At 61.5% G+C, this 23,905-nt stretch carries 22 protein-coding genes; 8 read left to right on the top strand and 14 right to left on the bottom strand.

What is annotated here, in order from left to right:
- The first annotated feature begins 118 nt into the window (after positions 1-118).
- Entirely contained in the window at positions 119-274 is a 156-nt protein-coding gene (locus RIF72_RS02950) for a zinc transporter permease (protein WP_309073372.1), read from the top strand.
- Positions 275-369: 95 nt separating this feature from the next.
- On the opposite strand, the gene aztD is transcribed toward RIF72_RS02950, so the two are convergent.
- Genes aztD through aztB form a run of 4 tightly spaced genes read right to left on the bottom strand, consistent with a single transcriptional unit; the run spans position 370 to position 4,696 of the window.
- Positions 370-1,599, bottom strand: coding sequence for a zinc metallochaperone AztD (aztD, locus tag RIF72_RS02945; protein ID WP_309073371.1), 1,230 nt, complete (start codon positions 1,597-1,599; stop codon positions 370-372).
- Positions 1,600-1,653: 54 nt separating this feature from the next.
- Entirely contained in the window at positions 1,654-2,565 is a 912-nt protein-coding gene (gene aztC, locus RIF72_RS02940) for a zinc ABC transporter substrate-binding protein AztC (protein WP_309073370.1), read from the bottom strand.
- The gene (locus RIF72_RS02935) at positions 2,562-3,809 is read right to left on the bottom strand and encodes an ABC transporter (protein ID WP_309073369.1); all 1,248 of its coding nucleotides are present in this window, start codon (positions 3,807-3,809) and stop codon (positions 2,562-2,564) included. Before RIF72_RS02935 ends, aztC begins: the two co-directional genes overlap by 4 nt.
- A gap of 2 nt (positions 3,810-3,811) precedes the next feature.
- Positions 3,812-4,696 (bottom strand): zinc ABC transporter permease AztB, encoded by an 885-nt coding sequence (gene aztB / locus RIF72_RS02930; protein WP_309073368.1) that lies wholly within the window; start codon positions 4,694-4,696, stop codon positions 3,812-3,814.
- Positions 4,697-4,750: 54 nt separating this feature from the next.
- On the opposite strand from aztB, the gene RIF72_RS02925 reads away from it, so the two are divergent.
- Positions 4,751-5,392 carry a metal ABC transporter ATP-binding protein gene (locus tag RIF72_RS02925; RefSeq protein ID WP_309073367.1) on the top strand — a complete coding sequence of 214 codons (642 nt, stop codon included), beginning with the start codon at positions 4,751-4,753 and terminating at the stop codon, positions 5,390-5,392.
- A 74-nt stretch (positions 5,393-5,466) separates the two neighbouring features.
- Here the strand turns inward: RIF72_RS02925 and RIF72_RS02920 are convergent, their stop codons facing one another.
- The 4 genes from RIF72_RS02920 to RIF72_RS02905 all read right to left on the bottom strand — a co-directional run bounded on the left by RIF72_RS02920 (position 5,467) and on the right by RIF72_RS02905 (position 10,121).
- Positions 5,467-5,856, bottom strand: a complete 390-nt coding sequence (locus tag RIF72_RS02920) for a CBS domain-containing protein (RefSeq protein ID WP_309073366.1) — start codon at positions 5,854-5,856, stop codon at positions 5,467-5,469.
- Positions 5,857-5,896: 40 nt separating this feature from the next.
- Entirely contained in the window at positions 5,897-6,247 is a 351-nt protein-coding gene (locus RIF72_RS02915; RefSeq protein WP_309073365.1) for a P-II family nitrogen regulator, read from the bottom strand.
- Entirely contained in the window at positions 6,244-7,674 is a 1,431-nt protein-coding gene (locus RIF72_RS02910) for a DUF1538 domain-containing protein (protein ID WP_309073364.1), read from the bottom strand. Before RIF72_RS02910 ends, RIF72_RS02915 begins: the two co-directional genes overlap by 4 nt.
- Before the next feature lie 224 nt (positions 7,675-7,898).
- Positions 7,899-10,121: a catalase gene (locus tag RIF72_RS02905; RefSeq protein WP_309073363.1), complete on the bottom strand. Its 2,223-nt coding sequence runs from the start codon at positions 10,119-10,121 to the stop codon at positions 7,899-7,901.
- Between the two features lie 208 nt (positions 10,122-10,329).
- On the opposite strand from RIF72_RS02905, the gene RIF72_RS02900 reads away from it, so the two are divergent.
- Positions 10,330-11,292 (top strand): 1-phosphofructokinase family hexose kinase, encoded by a 963-nt coding sequence (locus tag RIF72_RS02900; RefSeq protein ID WP_309073362.1) that lies wholly within the window; start codon positions 10,330-10,332, stop codon positions 11,290-11,292.
- 200 nt (positions 11,293-11,492) lie between these two features.
- Positions 11,493-14,189 carry an HAD-IC family P-type ATPase gene (locus RIF72_RS02895; protein ID WP_309073361.1) on the top strand — a complete coding sequence of 899 codons (2,697 nt, stop codon included), beginning with the start codon at positions 11,493-11,495 and terminating at the stop codon, positions 14,187-14,189.
- Between the two features lie 3 nt (positions 14,190-14,192).
- Here the strand turns inward: RIF72_RS02895 and RIF72_RS02890 are convergent, their stop codons facing one another.
- A complete protein-coding gene (locus RIF72_RS02890) occupies positions 14,193-15,347 on the bottom strand; it encodes an acetate/propionate family kinase (protein WP_309073360.1) in 1,155 nt (384 codons plus the stop codon).
- Positions 15,348-15,515: 168 nt separating this feature from the next.
- Between RIF72_RS02890 and RIF72_RS02885 the strand changes: the two genes are divergently transcribed.
- Positions 15,516-16,337: a universal stress protein gene (locus tag RIF72_RS02885; protein WP_309073485.1), complete on the top strand. Its 822-nt coding sequence runs from the start codon at positions 15,516-15,518 to the stop codon at positions 16,335-16,337.
- Here the strand turns inward: RIF72_RS02885 and RIF72_RS02880 are convergent.
- Positions 16,331-16,813, bottom strand: a complete 483-nt coding sequence (locus RIF72_RS02880) for a pyridoxamine 5'-phosphate oxidase family protein (protein WP_309073359.1) — start codon at positions 16,811-16,813, stop codon at positions 16,331-16,333. The two genes, RIF72_RS02885 and RIF72_RS02880, sit on opposite strands and share 7 nt — an antisense overlap.
- Before the next feature lie 139 nt (positions 16,814-16,952).
- On the opposite strand from RIF72_RS02880, the gene RIF72_RS02875 reads away from it, so the two are divergent.
- Positions 16,953-17,078: a hypothetical protein gene (locus tag RIF72_RS02875; RefSeq protein WP_309073358.1), complete on the top strand. Its 126-nt coding sequence runs from the start codon at positions 16,953-16,955 to the stop codon at positions 17,076-17,078.
- 66 nt (positions 17,079-17,144) lie between these two features.
- A complete protein-coding gene (locus RIF72_RS02870; protein WP_309073357.1) occupies positions 17,145-17,603 on the top strand; it encodes a universal stress protein in 459 nt (152 codons plus the stop codon).
- Here the strand turns inward: RIF72_RS02870 and pta are convergent.
- On the bottom strand, positions 17,600-19,675 hold the full coding sequence (gene pta / locus RIF72_RS02865; RefSeq protein ID WP_309073484.1) for a phosphate acetyltransferase: 2,076 nt from the start codon (positions 19,673-19,675) through the stop codon (positions 17,600-17,602). The two genes, RIF72_RS02870 and pta, sit on opposite strands and share 4 nt — an antisense overlap.
- Before the next feature lie 211 nt (positions 19,676-19,886).
- On the opposite strand from pta, the gene RIF72_RS02860 reads away from it, so the two are divergent.
- Positions 19,887-20,309 carry a pyridoxamine 5'-phosphate oxidase family protein gene (locus tag RIF72_RS02860; RefSeq protein WP_309073356.1) on the top strand — a complete coding sequence of 141 codons (423 nt, stop codon included), beginning with the start codon at positions 19,887-19,889 and terminating at the stop codon, positions 20,307-20,309.
- Here RIF72_RS02860 and RIF72_RS02855 read toward each other — a convergent pair.
- From RIF72_RS02855 to RIF72_RS02845, 3 genes are all read right to left on the bottom strand, one after another.
- Complete coding sequence (locus RIF72_RS02855; RefSeq protein WP_309073355.1) at positions 20,254-22,182, bottom strand: heavy metal translocating P-type ATPase; 1,929 nt, start codon at positions 22,180-22,182, stop codon at positions 20,254-20,256. The two genes, RIF72_RS02860 and RIF72_RS02855, sit on opposite strands and share 56 nt — an antisense overlap.
- Before the next feature lie 9 nt (positions 22,183-22,191).
- Positions 22,192-23,259: a zinc-dependent alcohol dehydrogenase family protein gene (locus tag RIF72_RS02850; RefSeq protein WP_309073354.1), complete on the bottom strand. Its 1,068-nt coding sequence runs from the start codon at positions 23,257-23,259 to the stop codon at positions 22,192-22,194.
- A 118-nt stretch (positions 23,260-23,377) separates the two neighbouring features.
- Entirely contained in the window at positions 23,378-23,848 is a 471-nt protein-coding gene (locus tag RIF72_RS02845) for a pyridoxamine 5'-phosphate oxidase family protein (protein ID WP_309073353.1), read from the bottom strand.
- Positions 23,849-23,905: the final 57 nt, after the last annotated feature.

The raw sequence follows: 23,905 nt of genomic DNA, 5'->3' as shown, positions 1-23,905 counted from the left end.
CCTCGGGGAAGCGCATAATAAACCGTTAAGGGACCGTTGGAGGGCCCCTTCAAGGCGCGGGCCTTTCGCCGCCCCTGATCCCGCAGCATCCAGCCGGAATGATATTAAGGAGAAACAGATGGCTACCGAAGTCAAGGCTGAGCACACCCTTGAGGAACATACCCACGGTTCCGCGGATTGCTCACACGAAACCGTCCAGCATGGTGACCACGTCGACTACCTCCACGACGGTCACCGCCACGCCCAGCATGGCGATCACTACGACGAGCACTAACTCGCTTCTGTTAGAACCAAACAGAAGGTGCCGTACCCGAAAGGGTGCGGCACCTGCTGTTTGCGTACTATTCAGACTTCATTGCGCTGATGGATTTAGTGCGCCCCGAGGGTGATGGCGATTTCGTTGGGTACGACGTCCAGCTTGGACGATGCCGTGACCTTACCGGTGGTCAAATCCACTGAATGAACGGTGTTGGCTGCCGGCTCTGTTACATAGGCCGTGTTTCCGTTGACAACAATAGCGGGGTGCGCTTCCTGCCACTCGGCCGGACCTTCCCAGGCCTTGATCACGGGGAATTCATTGACGATTTTCCCATCCTTGGGATCAAGGACGTGGATCGATCCATCCGTGGAGAGGATGTATGCCAGGTCGCCGGGGCCACGTGCCATGTCACGGAACGTGTACTTAACCGTCTCCGGAAGCTTGACCACGTTGAAAGTGTGCTTCTCCGTATCAATGAGCGCCACCGAATTGAGGAGGTAGCCCTCAGCGTCGGGGTCGTCTTTGTAGTCTCCCACCACAATCGGGCTTGTTTCGGAGACGAAAGCGTTGCCCATCCGGCCGTACTTATCCGGTGCCGTGAACTTTTCAAACTTGCCGTGATGGTACAGCAGGGCGCCGTCCTCGCAGCCAAAGATCACTGCCTCGTCGGCTGCAGTTCCTTCGCCATGGATGCCCGGGCACTCTTTGCTTTCGGCTACTTTGTCCCAGTGATCATCGTGGGATTCCAGCGCGACGGCCCCTGTGCGTGAAGTTTTGTCCCCCAGGGTGGTGAGGAGCTTCCCGTCCTCCAAAACGATCGACACGCCGTGGTGCGCGGAGTCGGCCTTGTAAGTCTTCGCCTCAGGCAGGACGCCATTGGCCTTGGCGAGGTCGTCGGTCTTCAGGATGGACGTGGTGCCCGTGCCGTCGTCGAACAGGACCGTGTTGCCGGCGTGCCGGACTACGTGGCCTGCCGCTGTTGCGTCCACGCGCAGGTCAGTGAGCTTGGGTTCCACCGTGTCCAGCAACTGGAACCCGGCCTTAGTGGTGACGAAGACGTGTCGGCCGTCCCCGGCAGCGTTGAGCCTGGTGAACTCCTCGGAATCGAACTTCTTCACCACCTCCAACGTCTTGCTATCCAGGACGCTGATGCCGCCCGGGTAGGAGACGGCAACGCGTCCGTGCGCGTCGGCTGCAGCCGAGGAGGACGTGCCGGGCGTCTCTGACGTAGTGGCTGGTGCGGTGTTGGCGCAGGCTGAGGCCAGGAGTGTCATCCCGGCAATCAGTGCGATGCCACCTAAACGGGTGCTTCTTTGGCGGAGCATGTGTGGATCCCTCATTCTATTTTCGTTGTGCAAAATTCTGCTGGGTGTGGTGTGGATGGTGCGACACGGTCAAGTCGTTAGTCCTTTGACGATGCGTTCAGTGTTGGCGCGCATCATGTCCAGGTAGGTTGCTGCGCCGCCGTCGGGTCCTGTCAGCGATTCCGTAAAAAGTTCACTGACTTGGACGTTGACGCCGGCTTCGCTGGCGAGGACTTGCACCAGCCGGTCGGGCTGGGACGAGTCCGCGAAGATCGTCGGGACACCGGCCCCGCGGATGGCCTCGCTGAGTTGGCGCAGGTCAGCAGCGCTCGGCGCGGCCAAGGTTGTGCCGCCGGGGATGACCGCGCCAACAACTTGGAAGTCAAAGCGTTTGGCAAGGTAGCCGAAGACGTGGTGGTTGGTGACCAATGCCCGGCGTTCCTTGGGGATACCGGCAAATGCACCGGTCATTTCGGTATCAAGTTGCGTGAGCTGATCCCGGTAGGCCGCCGCGCTGGCAGCAAGCCGCCCGGCGTCGATTCCCTCGATCTTTTCCGCCGCCGACTCGAGGGCGTCAACAACTTTCAGCACGGCGGCCGGGTCAGTCCAGAAGTGCGGGTCAGCGGCCCCTTCAGCGTCCCCGGAGCTATAAGGCACGACGTCGATGAGCTCACCTGCCACCAGCATCGGAGCGCCGGCTTTCGAAGCCCTGTCCAAATGCTGCTGCAGTCCTTCCTCCAAGCCAAGGCCATTGGAAACCACCAAATCAGCGCTGCCCATGAGGGCCGCCTGCTGGGCAGATATCTCAAAGGAGTGCGGATCAGCATTTGGCTGCATAAGAGTGGTCACTTCAGCCTGGTCACCGAGGACCTCCCGCGTCACGTCGCCCAAGATGTTGGTGGTGACCACAATCTGAGGCTTCTCCGGGGTCCCGGGCTGGGAACAACCCGAGAAGATCAGCCCAGCCGCGGCGGCGAGGGCCAGTAGTGCGGCGCGCCTCATCGACCGGTCTCCAACAGATGCACGGGTTTGGTCGGCAGCTCCAAGGTCCTGGCAACACGGGCGTCGTCGGCATAGTCAATTTCAAAGGCGAGTCCCTCCGCCGGCGCATTGACGTAGGCACGCTGGCCGTCGACCGTGAGCTGCACTTTTCCGGCCAGCGCCGGGTCCGCCATGGTCGCGCCGATCAAGGGCTTCGTTGCGGCTATGAGCTTCTTGGTCGAAGCGTCATATACCTGGACGGTGCCGTCCGCACCAACAACCACCAAGTGGTCGTCTTGGTCGTCGACTGTCACGGCAGCAAGCACAGGAGCAGGAGTCGGTAGCCAGTCCCACGTGCGCTGACGAGTGTTCAACAGCCAAACTCCAGCATCAGAACTGATACCGGCGACAGTTGGCCTGCCCTTGCGCCCATTGAACTCTGTTGCCGGGGCAGCAGCCGCGGCCGGGTAAGGAACCTTTTCGAATACGGGCGCCGTCCCCTCCGTCGTGGCGATCACCGCGCCATCGGCGCAACCGATGGCCAGCCCTACCCGGGTGGTGACGGTACCGGCTGCAGCCGGGCATTCCGCGACGGCCAGTTCCTTACCGTTGGCGTCAATGGCCCGCAGCCGGGCGGCCTTCCCCGTGCTGTCCGCTTCGGTGACCACTGCCCCTTCACCCAAGGGGGCGATCAGACCCGCGTGTGATTCGGTCTTGAAGCGAAGGGTTTCTGAAAGGGTGCCCGCTGACAGCGCCGAGTTATCAAGCAGGACCGCCTCCCCGGACGTTGGGAAGAACATCCCTGTTGTTCCAGCCGTGGAGAGCATGCCCGTAGCGATGGTTGCAGTGCCTTCACCGGCAACCTTGCCTAGGTTCTTGGGTTCGGCTCGGTAGTAATGGAAGTGATCCACGTGATCCCAGGTCCACGCGCCACTGTCTACGATCTCCACGCCGGTACTATCGGCCGCAAAGATGTAACGGCCGTCAGTGCGGACGTCTTCCGGAGGACTGATCTTCCCCAGCTGCGACTCTGTCCCGGTGAGGAGGTCAAGCATTGAAGTTTCGCCGTCGGCGTCGATCGCCACGAGGTGAAGCTGCGGTTCGGCAACCTCGGATGCTCCCGCAATCGCGCCATGCCCGGCATCGGCAGACGCTGAATCACTTGTGTCAGGTAACGGGTCCTGCGGCGTGGGCGCGCTGCCACACCCAGCGAGCAAAAGAAGGGCCAGGGCGGCCACGGCCGCCGGTGGTGTTCGGAGGTTCATTACTACTTTCCAGTGAGGGATAAAGAAATAGGGGCCGGTTCCGGCTCATGAAGTAAGGTTTCCTGCCTGCCTTGCCAGCGGTTCAAGCGAGCCCCCGCACCTGAGACGACAGCCAACAAGATGGCCGCCATCGCAATGGAAGCTCCTGCCGCAGTGCCCGCGTACCAGGAACACAACAAGCCAAGGACCACCGCCAACGCGCCGAAAGCGACCGCAACCACCATGCGGGCGGGGATGCTTCGCGTCCAAGGAGCCGCAGCCACTGCCGGCGCGAGCAGCAGCCCCACCACCAACAAAGACCCAACGGCCTGATAGGAGGAGACAACAGCAAGCGTCACCAATGCCACCAAAGCCAACTGGGCAAAATGAGGACGCAAACCCAAGGTCGAGGCAACACGGGTATCGAAAGCTGCGGCCACGAAGCTGCGGTGCAGAACAGCCGCGATGGCTACTGTGACACCTACCGCGATGAACAGTCCCGTCAAGTCCCCCTCGTCCATGGCGAGGATGTCACCGAAAAGCATTGACGTGGCATCTGTCGCAAAAGAGCGCGAGTGGGACACGATGATCACCCCGAGGGAGAGCATTGATACGAACAGCAAACCGATGCTGGTGTCATATGACAATCGGCCGCGTCGCTGCAGCAGGCTGATCATTGCGCTCATAATGACTGCACTGATCGCTCCACCAACGATGGCAGGGGCACCGGCAACGGTCGCCAAAGCCACGCCAGGCAGCATCCCGTGGCCGATAGCTTCGCCAAGGAACGCCATTCCGCGAATAACCACCCAAGTACCAACGACACCGCAGATCACCGCGACGAGCACGCCCCCTATCAGGGCGCGAAGAAAGAAATCTGCGGTAAACGGTTCAGTAAGCCAGTGCACTCAGCCACTGTAGAGCATATTGAGATTCATTATCAAAAGGAAGTAGAATGGGGTGTGACTCCTTCCGACTACGCCCTCCGCGCCCGCAATCTCCACTTCAGCTTCGGGGAACGTCCCGCCCTCCTCGACGTCGACCTCGACCTTGAGTGGGGCAAAGTCACGGCCATTGCCGGTCCCAACGGGGCAGGGAAATCCACCCTCGTGGAAATCCTTGCAGGCGTGCGCAAACCCTCCCAAGGCACGGTGTACCGGGATGATGCCGTCGCACTGGTGGTCCAACGGGTAACAATCCCTGAAGCACTCCCCCTCACCGTTTATGACGTCGTGAAAATGGGAACATGGGGTAAGGCGACAGGCCGAGCGCCCAAAATCGGAACCATGGAGCGGAAAGCACGGATTGCCGAGGCTTTGGCCCGCGTGCAACTCTCGGACCTCGCGTCATCGCCCTTCAATGCCCTGTCCGGCGGTCAACGCCAACGCGCCCTGCTTGCCCAGGGCATCGCCCGCCGAGCCCGCATCTTCCTGCTGGACGAACCCGCCGCGGGTTTGGACATGGAGAGCCGACAGCGCACCAGGGCCATGCTTGCCCAAGAAGCCAAAAGCGGCGCGGCCGTAGCCTGCGTCAGCCACGACGATGAGTCAATCGCGGCCGCCGATTGCGTGATTAGCCTTAGGGCAGGCCGTCGAGTCAGTTAGGGGGCCGGACGCCCGCTCGGAAGAGGCAGCATCGACGTACAAGGCGCTCCCGGGCCCGGGCCTCGTGGCACCGCCTACTTCAGTTCTTCCATCCGGCGGGCGAGGATGTCGTTCATGGCGAGCAGGCCAACCAGTGCGTTGCCTTCCACTACCACCAGTCGGCTGAGGTGGTATCGGCTCATCAAGGCGGCCGCCTGCCGCACCGACAAGTGCTCGTTGACGGTAATCGCCGGGATCGTCGCGGCATCGTAGACGTTCAGGAGGTCCACATCACCCCCCTGGGCCACCACGGTGTCCAGCAGTTCCCGATAGCTCAGGAGGCCGTAGGCGTCGTGGGCATGTTGTCGGTCCACCACCAGGCTCTTCACTTGGCGTTCCTTCATCATGGAGAGCGCCTCCCGAAGGGTGCTGTAGGGAGAGATCGTAACCACCTCTTCCACCATCACGTCTTTGACTGTGAGCATGCTTCCTCCTTGCTGGGGGCTAGTAAAGGGCTTGTGTCGCTTAGGTGTCGTCCTGACGCAGGTGATCCTCGAATTTAACCACCTGCCGGATGTCTATTCCTGTCAAGTGCTCGATAGGCACCGCGAACGCCAGCCCTCGACTTTCGGTCCCCCGGACCAGGACGTGGTGCAGTTCCTTCAGGATCGGGGCACTGAGGTGGGTCCCCACCACCATCAGCAATACGGACTGCATTCCTTCGAAGGTCAGTCCAAAGAACGTCTTTCTGGCCTCACCGCCAATGCCCTTTCCTTGCAGGATGGTCACTCCGGCTGCGCCGGCCCGTTGAGCGTGTTCAATGACCTGATCCTCAAGGTCATCGGGGGCAATGACCAATATCGCGGTGAACTTCATGCCGCTTCCCTCCTTAGCCGGGGAAATCTCTCCACCACCATGGCATACACCATGACGGATATAACCGGGAAGACCGACGCGAACGCGATCAGCCCAAATCCGTCAATGAGCACGTCCCTTCCCTCCACCGCCGCTGCCAAGCCAATGCCCAGGGCTGTCACCAGCGGCACCGTCACTTCCGACGTCGTGACGCCGCCCATATCGAACGCCAGGGCGATGATGTACTTCGGGGCGAAAAAGACCAGCACCACAGCCACCGCGTAAGCGGCCATGATGAAGTAGTGGAACGGGCCGCCCACCAGAATGCGGTACACGCCGAAAGCTATGCCAAACGCTACCCCGACCGCGACGATCACCCGCATGGCGGTTGCACTGATTCGCCCCGGCGCGGCAACCTCGGCCTGCTCACCGATGGCCAGCAGGGCTGGTTCGGCCATGGTGGTGGCGAAGCCGATCAGAAGGCCGAACAGCACAATCAGGACAGGAATGTCCTGTTCAATGAGTTGCTCGGCCATGAGTTTCCCAATGGGAAAAAGGCCCAGCCTGAGTCCAACAACAAAGGCATAGAGCCCTACCAGCACCATGGCGAATCCGACGACGACCCGCATCGGATGTGCCAGCCTTCGCCTCAGGGCCACGTATTGGAAGAACAGGACCACCCCCACTATCGGCAGTACCTCCCTGACCATGGACGCCAGGCCTAGAATCATCCCTACAACCCAACCGCCGGCGTCCGCCTCTGGATCAGCAGCCGGTACTTCTGCTCCGGCACCGCCAAAGGCATACACCCAGGTCCCGTAGAGCTGAACCCCGATCATGGGCACCATCACGCACAGAGCCACCAGGCCGAAGCCGTCCGAGAGGAGACTGCGGCCCCTGATCGAACTCGCCAAGCCCAGACCTATGGCGGCGATGAGAGGCACACTGACTATATTCGTTGTGACGCCGCCCGAATCATACGCCAGTCCAATGATCTCAGCCGGAGCCGCATAGCTCAGAACCAGCACAACGGCATAACCGGCGATGAGGAGCTTGTGGACCGCCCAGCCCCGCAGGACACGAAGGATGCCCAGGATCATGACCAGCCCCACGGAAATGGCAATAATGAAGCGCAGAACCAAGCCGTTGATCCGGCCCCCGCTGACCAGTTGAGCCTGCTCGGCTACCGCGATAACCGCCGGCTCGGCAACAGAGGCCGCGAACCCGATGGAAAACCCGAAAGGCAGCAACAGCCTCAAAGCACCGCGGCGAACGAACTGGTTGGCAAGGTTCTTACCAACCGGGAAAATGCTCAGGTCAAGTCCATGCAGGAACAGGGCAATCCCCACTGCAACGACCAAGACCCCGAACAGCAACGTTAGTGGTGCGTCGGGAACGGACCGGAAGACCAACACCTGGAACACCACAACCACAGCCACAATCGGCACAAGATTCCTCAGCGCCTTGAGAAATTCCTCCCCAAATCGCCTGAGGTGCTCCATCGGGCCTCTCTCGCGGTGACTAGTTTGTCCTTGCTTGGCCTTTCAGTCTGCCGGGCCGCCACCTTAGCGTCCAGCCCCTGTTCCCAGTACGCGAAGGTATCAAAGACGGCGGGTGCCGACCCGCATGGTCGGCACCCGCCGTCGTGATTCTTAGCGCTCAGCCTTGTCCGCTACGAAGCTGTCCCCACCGCAGGGAACCGCTCCCACGCCCGGTGTGCAGAGAGCAACTCCCGGACCGCCGGAATTACCGTGTCCGGACCTTCTCCACTGATAATGCCAGGGGCATTCTGAGGGACGCCGGCCGCGTCCAGAACTGCGGCACCTGAACCCCAGGCACCAATGGCTTTGCCATGACGGAAAGCTTCAGAGACCATAAGAACCACCCGCGGGTCAAGGGTCGCCCCGGGTTCACCGGCCTTCGCATCGCGGCCCGGCATGGCGTCGGCCGATGGAATGCCTCCGCCAGCCACAATGACGGCGTCGAATTCGGTAGAGCGCGCGGTGAGGTAGCTCCTCTGAATAGTCAGTGCGGGACCCTGTTCAGGCTCGAACGCGCCGCCCGATGGTGCAATGACCAGCGGGACCATGCCTGCCTCATCAAGCGACTCGCGTGCTGCGGTTACCAACGATAGGTCACTGTCACTGTCCGCGATGATGCCCACGACGCGGCCAGCAACAGGCCACTTCCCGCCAATCTGGGACAACGCGGGGCTGGGTTCCACGTCCGGTGTTTGAACGGTGGCCGTGGGAGCCGGCATCCCGAGACCCTTGGCGACGGCAGCGCAAAGCCCGGCGTCAATGTTAGCCAGCGCCATGAGTTGCCGTTCCCGGATCACCGCTTCATAGCACTTGCCAAGCTCAAACGTATAGGCCTGAATCACGTGGTCCTGCTCTACCGGCGTCAGGCTGCGGAAGAACAGGCGGGCCTGGCTGAAATGGTCATCAAAGGACGCAGGATTGCGCCGTTCCTTTATTGCTGTCGCGACTTCCTCAGGAACGTCCACGAAAGCCCCCACGTCCTGACCCGCCATGAACGGGCAGCCGCCATCGAGGGAATTCGGGTGGTACGGGGCCGCTCCCCCATGCACCGCTGTCTGGTGCATCCCGTCCCGCAGCATGTCGTTGACCGGGGCGTGGGGACGGTTGATGGGAATCTGGGCAAAGTTCGGGCCGCCCAGCCGCGAAATCTGCGTGTCCAGGTAGGAGAAGAGCCGGACCTGCAGCAAAGGATCGTTGGTCACATCGATGCCCGGGACCAGGTGTCCGGGATGGAACGCCACCTGCTCGGTCTCGGCAAAGTAGTTACTCGGGTTGGCGTTCAGGGTCATCAGTCCGATCGGTTGGACCGGCGCCAGCTCCTCAGGGACAAACTTGGTCGGATCCAGGAGGTCGATACCTTCGAACATTTGATCTTCTGTGTCCGGGAAGGTCTGGATGCCAAGCTCCCACTCGGGGTAGGCACCTGATTCGATCGCATCGGCCAGGTCACGACGGTGGAAATCGGGGTCCATGCCGTTGATGATCTGGGCTTCTTCCCACACCAATGAATGGACACCCAGCTTCGGCTTCCAGTGGAATTTCACCAGAGTCGTCTTACCATCGGCATTCACCAGCCTGAAAGTGTGGACACCGAACCCTTCCATGGTCCGGTAGGAGCGGGGAATTCCGCGGTCCGACATGTTCCACATGGTGTGGGCTTGCGCCTCGGTATGCAGTGAAACGAAATCCCAGAACGTGTCGTGCGCACTCTGGGCCTGCGGGATTTCCCTGTCAGGGTGCGGTTTCCCCGCGTGGATGATGTCCGGGAACTTGATCCCGTCCTGAATGAAGAAGACCGGAATATTGTTGCCTACCAGATCGTAAGTGCCCTCATCCGTGTAGAACTTCGTTGAGAATCCACGCGTGTCACGGACCGTATCAGCGGATCCCCTGGATCCTAAAACGGTGGAGAAGCGCACAAACACCGGGGTCTCTACGTCCGGTGCCAGAAACCCTGCCTTGGTTATTTTTGATGCCGTGCCATAAGAGCGAAACGTTCCATGCGCGCCTGCGCCCCTGGCGTGAACCACGCGCTCCGGAATTCTCTCGTGATCGAAATGCGTGATCTTCTCACGCAAGTGATGATCCTGCAGCAAAACCGGGCCCCGCAGTCCAGCCTTCAGCGAATGGTCCGTATCACCCAGCCTCAGACCTTGGGCCGTTGTCAGGTACTGGCCCGACTGGGCCCGTGAGTTCATAGGCGCCCCTGTGGGGCTCCCCGTGGGTGATACGGCCTCCGGACCCTGCTGATCAGGCTTCGGCGACAACGGCTCCCTTGGGACTGTAGGCTCGTCAACCGCTGGGCGCTCACTTGAAGGAGCACCTGGAATCTTGATGTTGTCCTCGACTGGCACTTCGCATTCTCCTCGACGTGATGGGCAAACCGAATTCTGCACTCAACCAAAAGGTAAGCTTCCTTAGTACCCTAGAGGCCCGGCTTCCCTCTTGCAAAGTCAGGGCAAGCCATCGGCGGGTAACCCTGCGCGCTTGATGCGGTAGCTTTCTTCTCGTAACGGGATGTTCTTGTAGCAAGCGCTGGTAGTGGGTCCCTATGCTGGGCGCATGGAAGCCTCACAGCGCATGAGCGCCCAACAGATTCTCACTCTGACACTAAATCCCGCATTGGACATCAGCACTTCAACGGAACAAGTGGTCGGCGCCCATAAGCTCCGGTGCAGCACTAGCCGCGTGGACCCCGGCGGCGGTGGAGTCAACGTATCGAGGGTAATCCAGCGGCTCGGTGGACGAAGCATTGCCGTCTACACCGCGGGCGGTCCCGTTGGTGAGGCCTATCGACGTCTTATCGAAGCCGAGCGCATTCCCAGCGTTGTAGTGCCGGTTCAGGGAAGTACACGGGAAAACTTCACCGTGGACGAGACGTCTACGGGCAAGCAGTACCGCTTTGTTTTGGAAGGCCCCGAGCTCACCGAAGATGAATGGCGTGCGTGTTTGGACCTTGTTATCCAAGCGGTTCCGCCTGGTGGATATGTTGTGGCTAGCGGCAGCCTGCCGCCAGGAGTGCCGGACGATTTTTACGCGCGGGTGGTCCGCTTGGCACAGGAGGGCGGGGCAAGGTGCATTGTGGATACTTCCGGGCCTGCCCTCAGAGGTGCACTGGCAGAGGGGGTCTTTCTGGTCAAACCCAGCAGGCGGGAATTGGAAGAGTACGTTGGGGAAGAACTCAACAGTCCTGAGAGCCAGGTTGAAGCGGCTTCCACGCTGATCGCCCGTGGTTCCGCGGAGTACGTGGCTCTCACACTGGGTGAGGCAGGTGCCGTACTGGCCTCAACGTCCGGCGTTGTCCGTCTGGGAGTTCCGACAGTGAAGGTGGTCAGTACCGTGGGTGCAGGTGACAGCTTCCTTGCCGCCTTTGTGCTGCGCCTCGCCCAAGGCCGCTCTGCCGAGGAGGCTTTCAAAGCTGCAGTCGCCGCCGGGAGCGCCGCTGTCATGACGCCGGCCACCGAGTTATGCTGCCGCGGCGACGTTGAGCGTTTGGAAGCTGGGTTGTTGGCTGGGATGCCATGACCAACTTCGCCACAACCATTACGGAAGACCTCACCGCGGCGGACCAAGGCGTGGTCCCGAACCGGATCACTGCCAGCGGCGGGTCGGCATAGGCGGGCAGGAGTGCCAGCCCCGGTACCGAACGCCCCTGAGGAACCAGTGGGACGCTGATAGCGCCCCTATTGCTTGCCGGAATGAGTGTGTGCGGGGAGACTGTGGCTATGGCAGCCCGGTTCGCGGCATCAGCTCCCCGCCCCATGAAGTCCGTGCCATGGCACGCCATGAGTTCCGAGGCGGTATTCGCTGCGCAAACCTCCGGGCCCGAAGGTTTGGGTACCGAGGAGGCTGCACGGCGACTGGCTGAGGTGGGGCCCAATGAGCTGAGCTTCGTGGGCGCCACGCCATGGTGGCGTGTGCTGATCAGGCAATTCATCAGTCCGCTGATTGGCATCCTGTTGGTTGCCGCAATTGTCACCCTGATACAGCAGCACTGGGTGGACTCCGGCGCTATCTTGTTGGTGCTGACCATAAACGCCGCTCTGGGGTTCGTTCAGGAGCGCAAGGCGGAGGCCGACGTACGCGCCCTCCAGGCGATGTCGACGCCGTCGTGCCGGGTCCTGCGAGAGGGCTACGGGCAAGTGGTGCCCGGCCGGGATGTCGTGCCCGGCGATGTGGTCCTCTTGGAGAGCGGCGAACGCGTTCCGGCTGATCTCCGTCTATTCGAAGTCAACGGCCTGCAAGTGGACGAGTCGATGCTGACGGGCGAGTCCTTTGCCGCCACCAAGCGTTCCGTGCCGCTGCCCGAAGATGTCGGGGATGCTGACAAGGCGAACATAGCGTTCAGCGGCACGTTCGTAGGCAGCGGCCGGGGCAGGGGGATCGTCATAGCCACGGGGGCCGGTACTGCCTTGGGTGAGATCAATGCGCTCATCCAGGGGCCTTCCGGTAAGTCGCCCCTTCAGCTGCTTACCCACAGCCTGGAACGCCGAATCGGCATGATTGTGCTCGGCGCTCTGGTGTTCATCTTCATTGCGGGCCTGGTGTTGGGGAATGATGTGTCCACGATGTTCCGCACCGCCGTCGGGCTGGCCGTGGCGACCATCCCCGAGTCACTGCCAATCGTCCTGACAGTGGCGCTAAGCCTGGGCGTGTCCCGGATGGCCAGGCGGAACGCCATTGTGCGCACCCTGCCGGCAGTTGAGACACTGGGATCCACGGACGTGATCGGCTCGGACAAGACCGGGACGCTCACAGAGAACCGGCTCACAGTCGAGCGCGTGTGGACCTCCGCGGGCATGCTGGACCTCACAGACGGAGACGACGACGGCGGCTCGGCGGACCCGCCTCTGGTCCGGTCGGTGTTGAGCGCGGGCGCTTTGACCAATGAAGCTACGCTCTCCGCCGAAGACGAAGAGGACCTTGAGTACTCCGGCGACGCCGTGGATGCGGCCATGGCCCTAGCTGCCGTCGTCCGCGGTGCCGTCATTGAGTCGGATCGCACCGCCGTACCGGTCGCCCACCAGCCATACGAACCGCATTTCAGGTATTCGCAGACGGTTCGGCGGGAGGCGCACGGCCGACGGGTCCTCTACGTGAAAGGTTCCCCGGAAGCCTTGTTGCATGCATCTACTCATCTGGCTGGCCCTGCTGGCAACATTCCATTGGATGCTGTCCGGATCCATGGGGCCAACGAGGAAATGGGACGGGACGGACTCCGCGTTATTGCCACAGGCTCCCGAGTAATTGCCCATGATGAAGACGCTGTCGAGCCACTGCCTCCACCGTCCGGGCTGACGTTCCTTGGCATGGAAGGGATGACTGATCCGCCGCGGCCCGGGGTGGCGGCAGCGGTGGAGAAATGCCGGCGGGCTGGCATCAAAGTGATGATGATTACCGGCGACCACCCTGTCACCGCCGTGGCCATCGCGGACCGCTTGGGGATGCCGTCCGGTAAACCGGCCCTGACGGGAACCGAGATGGCGAACTTGGATGACCACATGCTGGCCGCCCGGCTTGAACAGACAAGCGTGGCGGCCCGGGTCTCGCCTGTAGACAAATTGAGGATCGTGGAAGCGCTCAAGGGCGCGGGGAAAGTTGTGGCAGTGACAGGGGACGGCGTCAATGACGCACCTGCCCTAAAGTCCGCCGCCATCGGCGTAGCAATGGGCAGGTCTGGAACAGACGTTGCACGCGAAGCCGCGGACATCATTCTCACGGACGATAATTTCGTCACCATCGTCCATGCTGTGGAGGAAGGTCGGATTACGTTTGCGGCGATCCGCAAAACCACCTATTTCCTGCTGTCCACCGGTGCCGCAGCTTTGCTGGCCGTTACCTTGAGCGTCTTCGCAGAGACGCCCTTGCTGTTTCTTCCGGTCCAAATGCTGTGGATGAACGTAGTGACCAATGGTGTGCAAGACATTGCCTTGGCCTTCGAGCCGGGAGAAGGCGATGAGCTCGGCCGTCCGCCGCGTCCAGCGTCAGAGGGACTGCTGTCACGCACTCTGTGGTTCCGGGCCGGCATAACAGGCGCGTGGATGGCCCTTGCGGTGATTTTGACCTTCATTGTGGAACTCAATGCCGGGTACCAAGAGATTCATGCACGGACCATGGCACTGACCATGTTCGTGATGCTGAGCTTCTTTCAGGTATTCAGTTCCCGGGCCGAAATGAAGTCACTTTTCCAACTCCGTTTACTGGCCAACAAACCGCTTTTCTTTACTTCGCTCGGCGCCTTGGGCCTGCACTGGGCCGCAATGACCTGGCCGGTCACTGCGGGACTTCTGGAGATCACTCCACTGACCGCCTGGGAATGGCTGACGTGCATCGCTGTCGGGTCTACTGTCTTGCTCATCGTCGAGGCCGAAAAGGCTGTCCGACGCTGGTACCGCCGGAATGAAGTGACAGTGGCAACATGAACATCATCCTTCCCCGGCGGTTCCGGTGAGCAGCGCCGCCGTCGAGTCCGCTATAGCGCGTTCTTCGTCGCTGGGTACTACCAGCACAGGAAAACCGGAGGCCCGGGTGCTGACTACACGGAGGTCTTTCGACGTAGCAGCGTTCAGGTCTTCGTCAATGCTGAGGCCCAGGGTTCCCAGCCATGAGACCACTTTCGCCCTGAAAATCGCCGAGTTCTCCCCAACGCCGCCGGTGAACACCAATGCGTGGGGGCGACCAACCACCATCGAGTATGAAGCTATGTACTTGGCGAGCCGGTAGCACGCCATTTCGATTGCGAGACGAGCACGAGTTTCGCCTCGGCCCGCAGCTTCTTCAACAACCCGCATGTCCGCGGATCCTGTAAGGGCCAACAACCCGGATTGGTGGTTCAGAAGGTGGTCAACTTCATCTGCAGTTGCGCCTTCGTGTTGCAGCAAGAGGACCACGGAGGGGTCCAGGTCTCCTGAACGCGTGCCCATGACGAGCCCCTCCAAGGGGGTCATTCCCATGGAAGTATCCACACTAAGACCACCCCTTACCGCGGTGACGGACGCCCCGTTGCCAATGTGTGCCACCACCGCATTCAAGGACGAAACCGGAATTCCGAGAAACTCAGCTGCTTCCCTGCACGCCATTTCCACCGATATGCCGTGGAAGCCGTAGCGCCGCACCGGATGCTCCCGGTATGCGTCATCCGGAATGGCGTAGCGGGCTGCGAACTCCGGAATGGAGCGATGGAACGCTGTGTCAAAGACAGCCACTTGTGGGAGGGCGGGCCAATGTTTGCCGGCGGCATAGAAGCAGGCAACACTTGCCGGGTTGTGAAGCGGCGCCAGGGGACTTAGTTCTTCAATGGCGGATATTACCTCCGCCGTGACATGAACCGGGGTGCTGAACCGCAGGCCACCATGGACTACTCGATGTCCGATCGCCTCTGGATGCACGGATCCGAGGTTCTTCATGGTGTCTTTCAGCTCTTCGAAGGCAGCGTGCAGGCGGGTCGCGCTGGAGCGCTCATCCGGTGGCCAATCGACCTGCCCGGAGGCAAGAAGGGCAGCAGCCGGGCTGGTAGCTACAGTGTCACGCAGGTGGTACTTCAGCGATGAGGAGCCGGGATTCAGCACAAGAACACGCATGTTCCCCCTCACTTCCGCGGGCAAGCTAGTGGCGATGTCTCTGCTGTGGACCCTAATACACAGAACCGTTCAGTGGGAGGGCCTTCCGACCCTTGCCGCGGCGGGCCTCCCCGCCGATAGTGGAGAGCACTATCGTTGGTAATCCGAAAGGTACGGCGGTTCGTGAAGATGCAGATTCTGGTTGCCCTGGATGGCTCCCGAGCGGGTACACATGTGGCGGACTGGGCGGCGGCTCGCTCAGTTTCCCTTGATCTTGGCCTGGCCCTGGTCCATGTGGTTCCCGGGGAGTGGGCTTACGCCCGGGAAACGGACCGTCAACTGGCTCTAAGCCGCGCTGAGGACCTCCTCGAAAGCGAAGCGCAGCGGCTTGCGGCTGCCTTTCCCAGCTTGGGCATTACGACTCAACGCTTATCTGGCGAACCGGCCGAAACGATCGCATCCCTGTCACCGGCCTACGCAATGGTGGTGGTGGGCACGGACCGAGCACCAGGGACAGAAGGGCAAGGATACGGTTCTGTCAGCTTCCAAGTGGCGGTCACCAGCAAGTGCGACGTCGCCGTTGTCCCGGGGATTGAACCTCAAAGGCGTAGCGGTGTTGTGGTTGGCGTTGACGGCTCCGCTGAGTCATTGGATGCCTTGGATCAGGGGGCCGGGGAGGCTCAGCGTTTGGATGACGAATTGATCGTTGTCCATGCGACAGGTCCCGAAGCCGGACTTGCAGAGGGCGGGGATGTCCTCAGCGAGGCTGTCCGGCGGGTCAAGTTAAAGTTCCCGGCCCTCGTCGTAAGGGAAGTCCTGAATACCACCCATGGCCCCGGCGTGGCGCTGATAGCTGCTGCAAGAGAAGCGCAGCTGCTGGTCATGGGCTGCAAAGGGCGGGGAGGTCTGAGCGTACTGCTGGGATCCGTGGCCCAGCATGTGCTCCTGCATGTGCAGTGCCCTGCTATCCTGACCCGGCCCAAGCCAGAGGTGCCGGGCACCGCCTACTGAGCTTCGCCGTCGTGAGCGTCAGAGGCCGTTGGATCCAGCGGCGGCCACCACTTCGATGGAGGTGCAATAACGAACCGGCGACCGCTGATTTCCGTGGGCGTAATCCTCACCAAAATGTCCTTCGAGCCAGGCTGCCACGGCGACAACCCCGCATCCACGGCTTCCTGGATGTCTTCAGGCTGGGTGACAAATTCCGGCCTCCCCTTGAGGATGACGCTCCAGGCGATGGTTCCATACCGGTTGAACCCATCGGCTTCCAGAACTACCACCGCTCCTTCACGCAAGGCATCGTGCTTCGTCCCCGGTCCCGTCCTGAAAAGAAGCGTTCCGTAATTAGGCACATAGTTCACTGGAAAGATCTCGGGCTCTTCGCCGTTGATGAGGGCAAGCCGGCCAATGGACACCGATTGAAGGTACTTCCAACAGTCGTGGACACTGAGCTCTTTGGTGTCTGAATCCATTGATGTGTTCTCCATGGGGTGAGCCTAACCCCTCCGTCGATACGCTCATAGGGCAGAAGGTCCCTCCCTGCCGTGCCCTTCGACCCTAGACGCGAGCAGTTCCCCGGTGGAGTCTTTCCTTGATCGCCAACTCATGCTCAGGATCTTTGCAGTCATGGTTACCATGGAGGCGCCGCCTCCCCTGCCTGGCCTCGCAGTCGCGCTCCTGGCAATCCCCGGCGTACTGGGCGCGGACTGGCTCTACAAACGGCTGCGTCACGGAGGGGCCTTCCCCCGGTAAGGCAGTCTGCCGGATCCATGCCCTTCGACCCTAGTGGGGCGGCTACGCGGAAGGCAGGCTGGTCCCATGAATACACAATCGCGCTCCGATCGGATCGTTGTAGGCGTCGATGGATCCGAATATTCCTCCAACACCTTGCAGATGGCCGGTCGAATGGCAGCCGCGTTGGGAGGCCCTCTGGATGTGATCACCTGTATTGGAATGTCCGACTACTACATGGCCTCCCTCTTCGAACCCGAACTGACACGCTTCACCACCGAACTTGAGGAGACCGCCAAACGGCTGGTGGACCAGGGACTGGAACGCGCATTCGGGTCCGGCCGTCCGGAGGATCTTACAGTGACCGTGAAGTTCGGCGAGCCAGCCAAGGTCCTCGTCGAGGAAAGCCGTGGGGCACAACTACTGGTGGTGGGCAGACGGGGCTCGGGCGGATTCCTCAGTCAGCCCATTGGATCCGTCAGCCGGGCTTGCTCGGCCCACGCGCAGTGCCCGGTCCTGGTAGTCACTCAGGACGACAAAGGCTAACTCTCCCCTTGCGCCTGGACAGCAGTGATGGCGACAGTGTTAATGATGTCCTCGATCGTCGATCCCCTGGACAGGTCATTGATAGGTTTGCGGAGCCCCTGAAGAATAGGCCCGACGGCGACGGCACCGGAAGACTGCTCCACGGCCTTATAGGTGTTGTTGCCCGTGTTCAGGTCAGGGAAGACGAAGACTGTCGCCCTTCCCGCGACAGCAGAGGACGGCAACTTTGAACTCGCGATAGCTGCATCCACCGCGGCGTCGTACTGTATGGGCCCGTCCACCGCAAGGTCCGGCCGGGCAGCCGCCACCATGTCCGTGGCACGCTTGACCTTGTCCACCGCCGTTCCGGCGCCGGATACGCCAGTAGAGTACGACAACATAGCCACCCTGGGCTCGACGCCGAACTGCGCCGCCGTCATTGCCGATGCGAGCGCAATGTCCGCCAGTTGCCGGTCCGTTGGATCCGGCACCACAGCGCAATCCCCGTATACCAGCACGCGGTCCGGAAACAGCATGAAGAACACCGAGGACACCAGTCCGTTGCCATGCTGGCTCTTCATGAACTCCAGGGCCGGCCGAATCGTGTTGGCCGTGGTGTGCGCCGCTCCGGAGACCATTCCGTCGGCCTCCCCGAGGTGGACCATCATGGTGCCGAAGTAGGCGCCATCGAGCATGACTTCCCTGGCCCGTTCCAGGATCACGCCTTTGTGGGCGCGCAACCGCTGATATTCCATCGCGAATCGATCACGCAATGGCGAGTGGGCGGGGTCGATGACGGTGATACCACCTACGTCTATGCCCTCAGCATCGGCTAGCTCCCGGACCGCCGACGGGTTCCCAAGAAGCGTCACGCGGCAAACGTCCCTGCGTCGCAGAATCTCCGCCGCTCGCAATACTCGGCCATCTGTACCCTCCGCCAGAACGATGTGCTTCTTCTGCTGGCGGGCGCGTTCCACCAGGTCATTGAGGAAGCGCAGCGGCGTCATGGTAGCCGGGCGCGGCAGCGCCAGACGTTCCAGCAACTCTGTTTCGTCGATGGAGCGGGCCCACACGCCCAACGCTGCAGCGAGCCGGCGGCTTTCTCCCGTGTGGATTTCACTGCGGACGTGCGAGACCCGTTGAGCCGTTGTGTAGGTATCCGTTGTTTCGGCGAAGACAGGGAAGGGCGCATGTGCCACCAAGGGCAGCACGTAGCTTGCAGGGACCAGGCCATCGGTCAGGATGACTCCGGACGTTGTGGGCAGCTCCGGTGACAAGGCAGAGGCCATGCAAGCCATGACGATGTCAGTGCGATCCCCGGGAACAATCACCAGGTTCCCGGGCTCAAGTACCCGTAGGAAGTTCTCTACGGTCATCGCGGCCACTTGCACGCTGCCCACGTCCCGGTCCAGTTCTGCGCTGCCCGAGAGCCGTTCAAGCGACAACGACATCGCCACATCGGCCACGGTGGGTGCTGATATTTCTGCAACCTCGGGAATCACATAGCTAGGTAGCTTTCCGGTAGCTGTCCGAAGGGCGCCCCGGACCGTGTCGATGCCTGCTGGCTGGGCGCGGTTAACCACGACCGACAACACCGTGCATCTGGCTGCGGCGAGCTGCCGCAACGCGTCGGACACAGCCTGTGTGTTCTCCCGGGGATTCAAGCCCTGTGCCCCAATGACAGCAAGAACAGGCAGCCCGAGATTGTTGGCCAATTGCGCGTTCAGGTCAAACTCCCAACCACCGTCCTGGCCCCTCAAGTCCGAACCGTCCACCACAACCACGTCACATTCTTCGGCGATGCGTCCGTACTCCTCGAGGGCCCGGGAAACAACCTCGTCCTCGCGGCCTACCGACAGTGCCGCCCGGGCATCAGCCAGAGTCATTCCGCCCTTGCAGCGGAATGACTCCATTTTGTACAGCCGCTTAAGCATCCGGAGTAGCGGGTCATCGGCCGGATCTCTGCCGTTCACGATTGGCCGGTAGAAACCCAGACGGCCTGTTCTGCGGTGCAACGCGTCAGCCAAGCCCAGAACCACGAGTGATTTGCCTGCTTCCGGTGCAACGGACAAAACATAAACGCCTTGGACCATGGTGAATCCCTCCGGGCCGATCATCCGATGTTTCAGGTTCCACCCTGGAGGCCCTCAACACCAGAGTCGAAGGTCATGATGGCAGCTTTCGCCCTCGGGACCTTGGACTCTGTTGGGGACGGGGAGCCGGTCATAGGCTCGGGAGCATCGAAACCAACGGCAACATGTCAATTCGCCAGCAGCCACCAAACCACCCAGGAGACAGAGACCCATGGAAACCGACGAACGTCCCGGAACCGTCCTATCCGAAGCCGACTCATGGAAAGTCCTGGAACGCAACCAGCATGGTCGCTTGGCAGTCAGCGTCCTGGGTGAACCGGACATCTACCCACTGAATTTCATCGCCCACAAGCAGCGGCTGCTTCTGAGGACGAATCCGGGAACAAAGCTCGCTGAGCTGACCGTCAATGAGAAGGTTGCCTTCGAAGTGGAAGAGATCGTCGACGCCGAAGCCTGGAGCGTTGTCCTTAAGGGGACTGCCAGGGTGATCGAGTCACAATCTGAGATCGACGAGGCCGACAAGCTGCCCCTCAAACCATGGATTCCGACGCGAAAATACACCTACGTGGAGATCACCCCTACCCGGGTCCATGGCCGCCACTTTGAACTCGGTGATGAGCCGGCGCGGTATTGACCCCGCGGTTATCCGCGGCGCGCACCGAGGCAACAGACCGTCCGGGACCCAAAGCCCTGAGGGCGTTGAGAATGGTGGCAAGATCCACCAGCTCCTGCAGCAGCGCCCCGGCGACAGCCGGAATCATGCCTAACGAGGCCATCACCATCAGGCCGAGGCTCAGCAGTATCCCAGTCCAAATGCTGGTTCGCGCGATTCGAAGGGTACGCTGCCCGATGCCAACCGCGACCGCAGCCTTGGACAGGTCGTCAACCATAACCACCACGTCCGCCGACTCGCTGGCCGCAGTGGCGCCTTTGGCACCCATGGCGATGCCGACGTCGGCCGCTGCCAGTACCGGGGCATCGTTGACGCCGTCGCCCACCATCATCACGGGCCTGAGCGGAAGCGCGGCAACGGCAGTAACTTTGTCGGCAGGCAGGCATTCGGCAATGACGTTGCTGATCCCCGCCTCCGCGGCGATGTGTTGGGCTGTCGTTGCAGTGTCTCCGGTCAGGAGCATCGTCTCCACGACTCCCAGTCTGCGGAGCTCCGTCAGGGTGGCCTCCGCATTGTGCCGCAATGGATCGCTCATGATCAGAGTGCCGGCAAACCGGCCATCCACGCCGACGTAAATCCCGAGGTGGCCTCCAGGCAGTGGCATCTTCTCGAAGCCGCTCACCAGGGAGCCGACGTAGGCAGGCTTTCCCACCACCACGTGGTGGGTTCCGCAGGCGGCCGTCACCCCGTTTGTGGCGTGTTCGCTCGCGCTCGCTGCCGGTACAAGCGCCAAGCCGCGCGCGCGGGCGGCTGCCATGACTGAAGCAGCCAGGACGTGGGTGGAATACTGCTCGGCGGATGCGGCTAACTGCAGCAGGGAGTCTTCGGACAGATTCGAGGCTGGGGCTACCCGGATTCCGGCCAGGGAAGGGTTGCCTTGGGTGAGAGTCCCGGTCTTGTCGAAGACGGCGGTTTTGACTCTACTGAGTTGCTCAAGCGTCCCCGCGTTTTTGATAATAATGCCGGCATGTGCGGCCCTGCTGGTCCCCGCGAGGAACGCGACAGGTGCGGCAATCAGCAAAGGACACGGGGTGGCTACCACCAAAACCTCAGCGAACCGTCCCGGATCCTGGCTGAAGAACCACGCAGCGCCGGCCAGCACCAAGGCCACCAGAGTGAACGGCACCGCATATCTGTCCGCGAGCCGTACCGTCGGCGCGCGGCTTGCCGCAGCTTCCTGGACCAAGGCAACTATTTGGCTGTATTGGGAATCCGCCGCGGTGGCCGTGGCCATCATACGCACGGCATCGGCCCCGTTGATCGAGCCGCTGAGCAGCAGTTCGCCCTTGGTTCGCTCAGCAGGCAGACTCTCGCCCGTCAACGCTGACTCGTCGAAGATTCCGACGTCGGACAGCAAGGTACCGTCCACCGGAACCAACTCTGACGGCCTGACCAGCAGCACGTCCCCCGGAACCACGGCATCCACCAAGATATCCTCCACGGGCGGGCCTGGCCGTTCACGGTGCGCGTTCCGTGGGGACCGATCCAGGAGTGCACGGAGCTCCTTGGTAGCGCGGCCTTGGGCGAATTGTTCCAGCGCTTCGCCGCCTGTCAGCATCAGCACCACGATCAGGGATGCCAGGTGCTCCCCCACTGCAACAGTCGAGCAGATGGCCATTACGGCCAGGAGGTCTATGCCCCAGCGTCCGTGCAGGAGCCCTTTGATCATGGTGCCGGCCCGGTAGAGGGCGACACCGAGGGCAAAGATAATCGCCAGACCTTGCGCTGCCGGAATTTGTCCTGTGACTGTCAGGACCGCGACGGCGACGAGCACCGCCAAGGTTGCTGTCACTAGCGGAAAGCGCAAGGACAGCTGCAGCAGCCGTCGTCTCATGTCCGCGAATCAGTCATGAGGGTTTCGGCTCAGAACTACCTTCAGGGCCCCCGTTTCCGCTGCACGCGAGAACGTGTCATAGGCATCCATGATCTGTTCCAGCCCGAAATGATGCGTAGCGAACTTGTCGGCGGGCAGCTTATGTTGGGCCACCAGGCGAAGCAGCATCGGGGTGGTGTTGGTGTTGACCAGTCCCATGCTGATGTTGATGTTTTGAATCCACAGATCCTGGAGGGGCAGTTGGACGGATTTTCCGTGGACCCCGATGTTGGCTACGTGCCCGCCGGGGCGGGCCAAGCGCAAGGCCATGTCAAAAGTCTCCGGTAGTCCGACTGCTTCCATGGCCACGTCCACCCCGGCGCCATCAGTGAGGGCGAGAACGTCCGCAATCCATTCGGGGTTGCTGGGATTGACCGTGTGCGTGGCTCCGAAGTCGCGGGACTTGGCGAGGCGGCCCTCGTCTGGATCTATGGCCACCACGGTGGCTGCACCGTGGAGTCCGGCTGTTGCCATGGCCGCCAGGCCAATGGGTCCCGCCCCCACGATGGCCACGACGTCTCCCGGGGCCACGTGCCCGGCCTGGACGCCGATTTCGAAGGCCGTAGGCAGTATGTCGGAGAGCATCACGGCTTCGTCGTCGCTCACGCCGTGGGGCATTTTATGCAGGGAGTTCTCGGCATAGGGAACCCGAACGGATTCGGCCTGGGTACCGTCGATGAGGTGGCCGAAGATCCAACCGGTTCCAGCTTGTCCTTCGTCACCGAGACAGTGGGAAAACAGGCCCTTCCTACAGTTGCCGCAATGCCCACATGACTTGATACAGGAGATGATCACTCTGTCCCCCCGGCGGAGTGAACTCACTGAACTCCCAACATCGGTGACGGTCCCTACCCCTTCGTGCCCGAGGATGCGTCCTGGCTGGACCGCAGGCACGTCTCCTTTGAGGATGTGCAGATCCGTACCGCAAATGGTGGTGGTGTCGATACGCACGATTGCGTCGGTGGGGTGCAGGATGACGGGATCCGGAACCTCTGTCCAGGACTTTTCGCCGGGGCCACCGTAGACGAGAGCCTTCATTGTGTTAGTCCGTCCTTGTAGTGCCTGGCTGAAACACCGGGCGTGGATGCTAGTGGAACACGCCCAGGCGAGCGTCGTTCAAGGGGGTGCAGCACATAGTTCACTGGAAAGATTGTTTTCATTCCAAACCGGCCCGGGTGGCGTCGTCGAGCGGACTCCACCACGTCAGCGGTGGGGTCACTTTGAAGCGGCGCCCGGTCAACGAGGTGGGAACGATCCGGACAAAATGATCCTTCCGCCCGGCCTGCCATGGGAAGAGCAGCAGACCAACGGTGTCCAGCACTTCCTGGGTCAGCTTGATGCTCTCTGCCGTTCCTTTGACCACCACGCTCCACGCAACTCCCGAATTTGGGTCTACTCCGTCAGCTTCCAGCGCTACCGGTGTGGAGGTGAGGGCGGCGTGGAGCTTGCTCCCCTCGCCGGTGCGGAAGACAAGCGTGCCGTGGTCTGCTTTGTAATTGATGGGAAAGATGTCGGGATGGTCCTGCACCCAGACTGCGAGGCGGCCCACCGAGACACTGCGGAGCAGCTCCCAACACTGCTTGTTGTCCAAGATCTCAGCTTCCGGAACAGTGGGTTTATTCGTCATGGTTAGACCGTAGGTCTGCTGGCGTCGGGGCAACAGGGCACAAAGGCCCACACATGC

Origin of the sequence: Paenarthrobacter sp. (assembly GCF_031180005.1) — a bacterium.
GTDB lineage: Bacteria > Actinomycetota > Actinomycetes > Actinomycetales > Micrococcaceae > Arthrobacter.
This window is presented reverse-complemented; position numbering and strand designations above follow the sequence as displayed.

What these genes read in the sequence shown, in the direction of transcription:
- RIF72_RS02950 (WP_309073372.1), top strand. Translation starts at nt 119, where the DNA reads ATGGCTACCGAAGTCAAGGCTGAGCACACCCTTGAGGAACATACCCAC.
- RIF72_RS02850 (WP_309073354.1), bottom strand. Translation starts at nt 23,259, where the DNA reads ATGAAGGCTCTCGTCTACGGTGGCCCCGGCGAAAAGTCCTGGACAGAG.
- RIF72_RS02895 (WP_309073361.1), top strand. Translation starts at nt 11,493, where the DNA reads ATGGCAGCCCGGTTCGCGGCATCAGCTCCCCGCCCCATGAAGTCCGTG.
- RIF72_RS02875 (WP_309073358.1), top strand. Translation starts at nt 16,953, where the DNA reads ATGGTTACCATGGAGGCGCCGCCTCCCCTGCCTGGCCTCGCAGTCGCG.
- RIF72_RS02915 (WP_309073365.1), bottom strand. Translation starts at nt 6,247, where the DNA reads ATGAAGTTCACCGCGATATTGGTCATTGCCCCCGATGACCTTGAGGAT.
- RIF72_RS02890 (WP_309073360.1), bottom strand. Translation starts at nt 15,347, where the DNA reads ATGCGTGTTCTTGTGCTGAATCCCGGCTCCTCATCGCTGAAGTACCAC.
- RIF72_RS02855 (WP_309073355.1), bottom strand. Translation starts at nt 22,182, where the DNA reads ATGAGACGACGGCTGCTGCAGCTGTCCTTGCGCTTTCCGCTAGTGACA.
- RIF72_RS02870 (WP_309073357.1), top strand. Translation starts at nt 17,145, where the DNA reads ATGAATACACAATCGCGCTCCGATCGGATCGTTGTAGGCGTCGATGGA.
- RIF72_RS02885 (WP_309073485.1), top strand. Translation starts at nt 15,516, where the DNA reads ATGCAGATTCTGGTTGCCCTGGATGGCTCCCGAGCGGGTACACATGTG.
- RIF72_RS02900 (WP_309073362.1), top strand. Translation starts at nt 10,330, where the DNA reads ATGGAAGCCTCACAGCGCATGAGCGCCCAACAGATTCTCACTCTGACA.
- RIF72_RS02920 (WP_309073366.1), bottom strand. Translation starts at nt 5,856, where the DNA reads ATGCTCACAGTCAAAGACGTGATGGTGGAAGAGGTGGTTACGATCTCT.
- RIF72_RS02935 (WP_309073369.1), bottom strand. Translation starts at nt 3,809, where the DNA reads ATGAACCTCCGAACACCACCGGCGGCCGTGGCCGCCCTGGCCCTTCTT.
- aztD (WP_309073371.1), bottom strand. Translation starts at nt 1,599, where the DNA reads ATGAGGGATCCACACATGCTCCGCCAAAGAAGCACCCGTTTAGGTGGC.
- aztC (WP_309073370.1), bottom strand. Translation starts at nt 2,565, where the DNA reads ATGAGGCGCGCCGCACTACTGGCCCTCGCCGCCGCGGCTGGGCTGATC.
- RIF72_RS02845 (WP_309073353.1), bottom strand. Translation starts at nt 23,848, where the DNA reads ATGACGAATAAACCCACTGTTCCGGAAGCTGAGATCTTGGACAACAAG.
- RIF72_RS02880 (WP_309073359.1), bottom strand. Translation starts at nt 16,813, where the DNA reads ATGGAGAACACATCAATGGATTCAGACACCAAAGAGCTCAGTGTCCAC.
- RIF72_RS02860 (WP_309073356.1), top strand. Translation starts at nt 19,887, where the DNA reads ATGGAAACCGACGAACGTCCCGGAACCGTCCTATCCGAAGCCGACTCA.
- pta (WP_309073484.1), bottom strand. Translation starts at nt 19,675, where the DNA reads ATGGTCCAAGGCGTTTATGTTTTGTCCGTTGCACCGGAAGCAGGCAAA.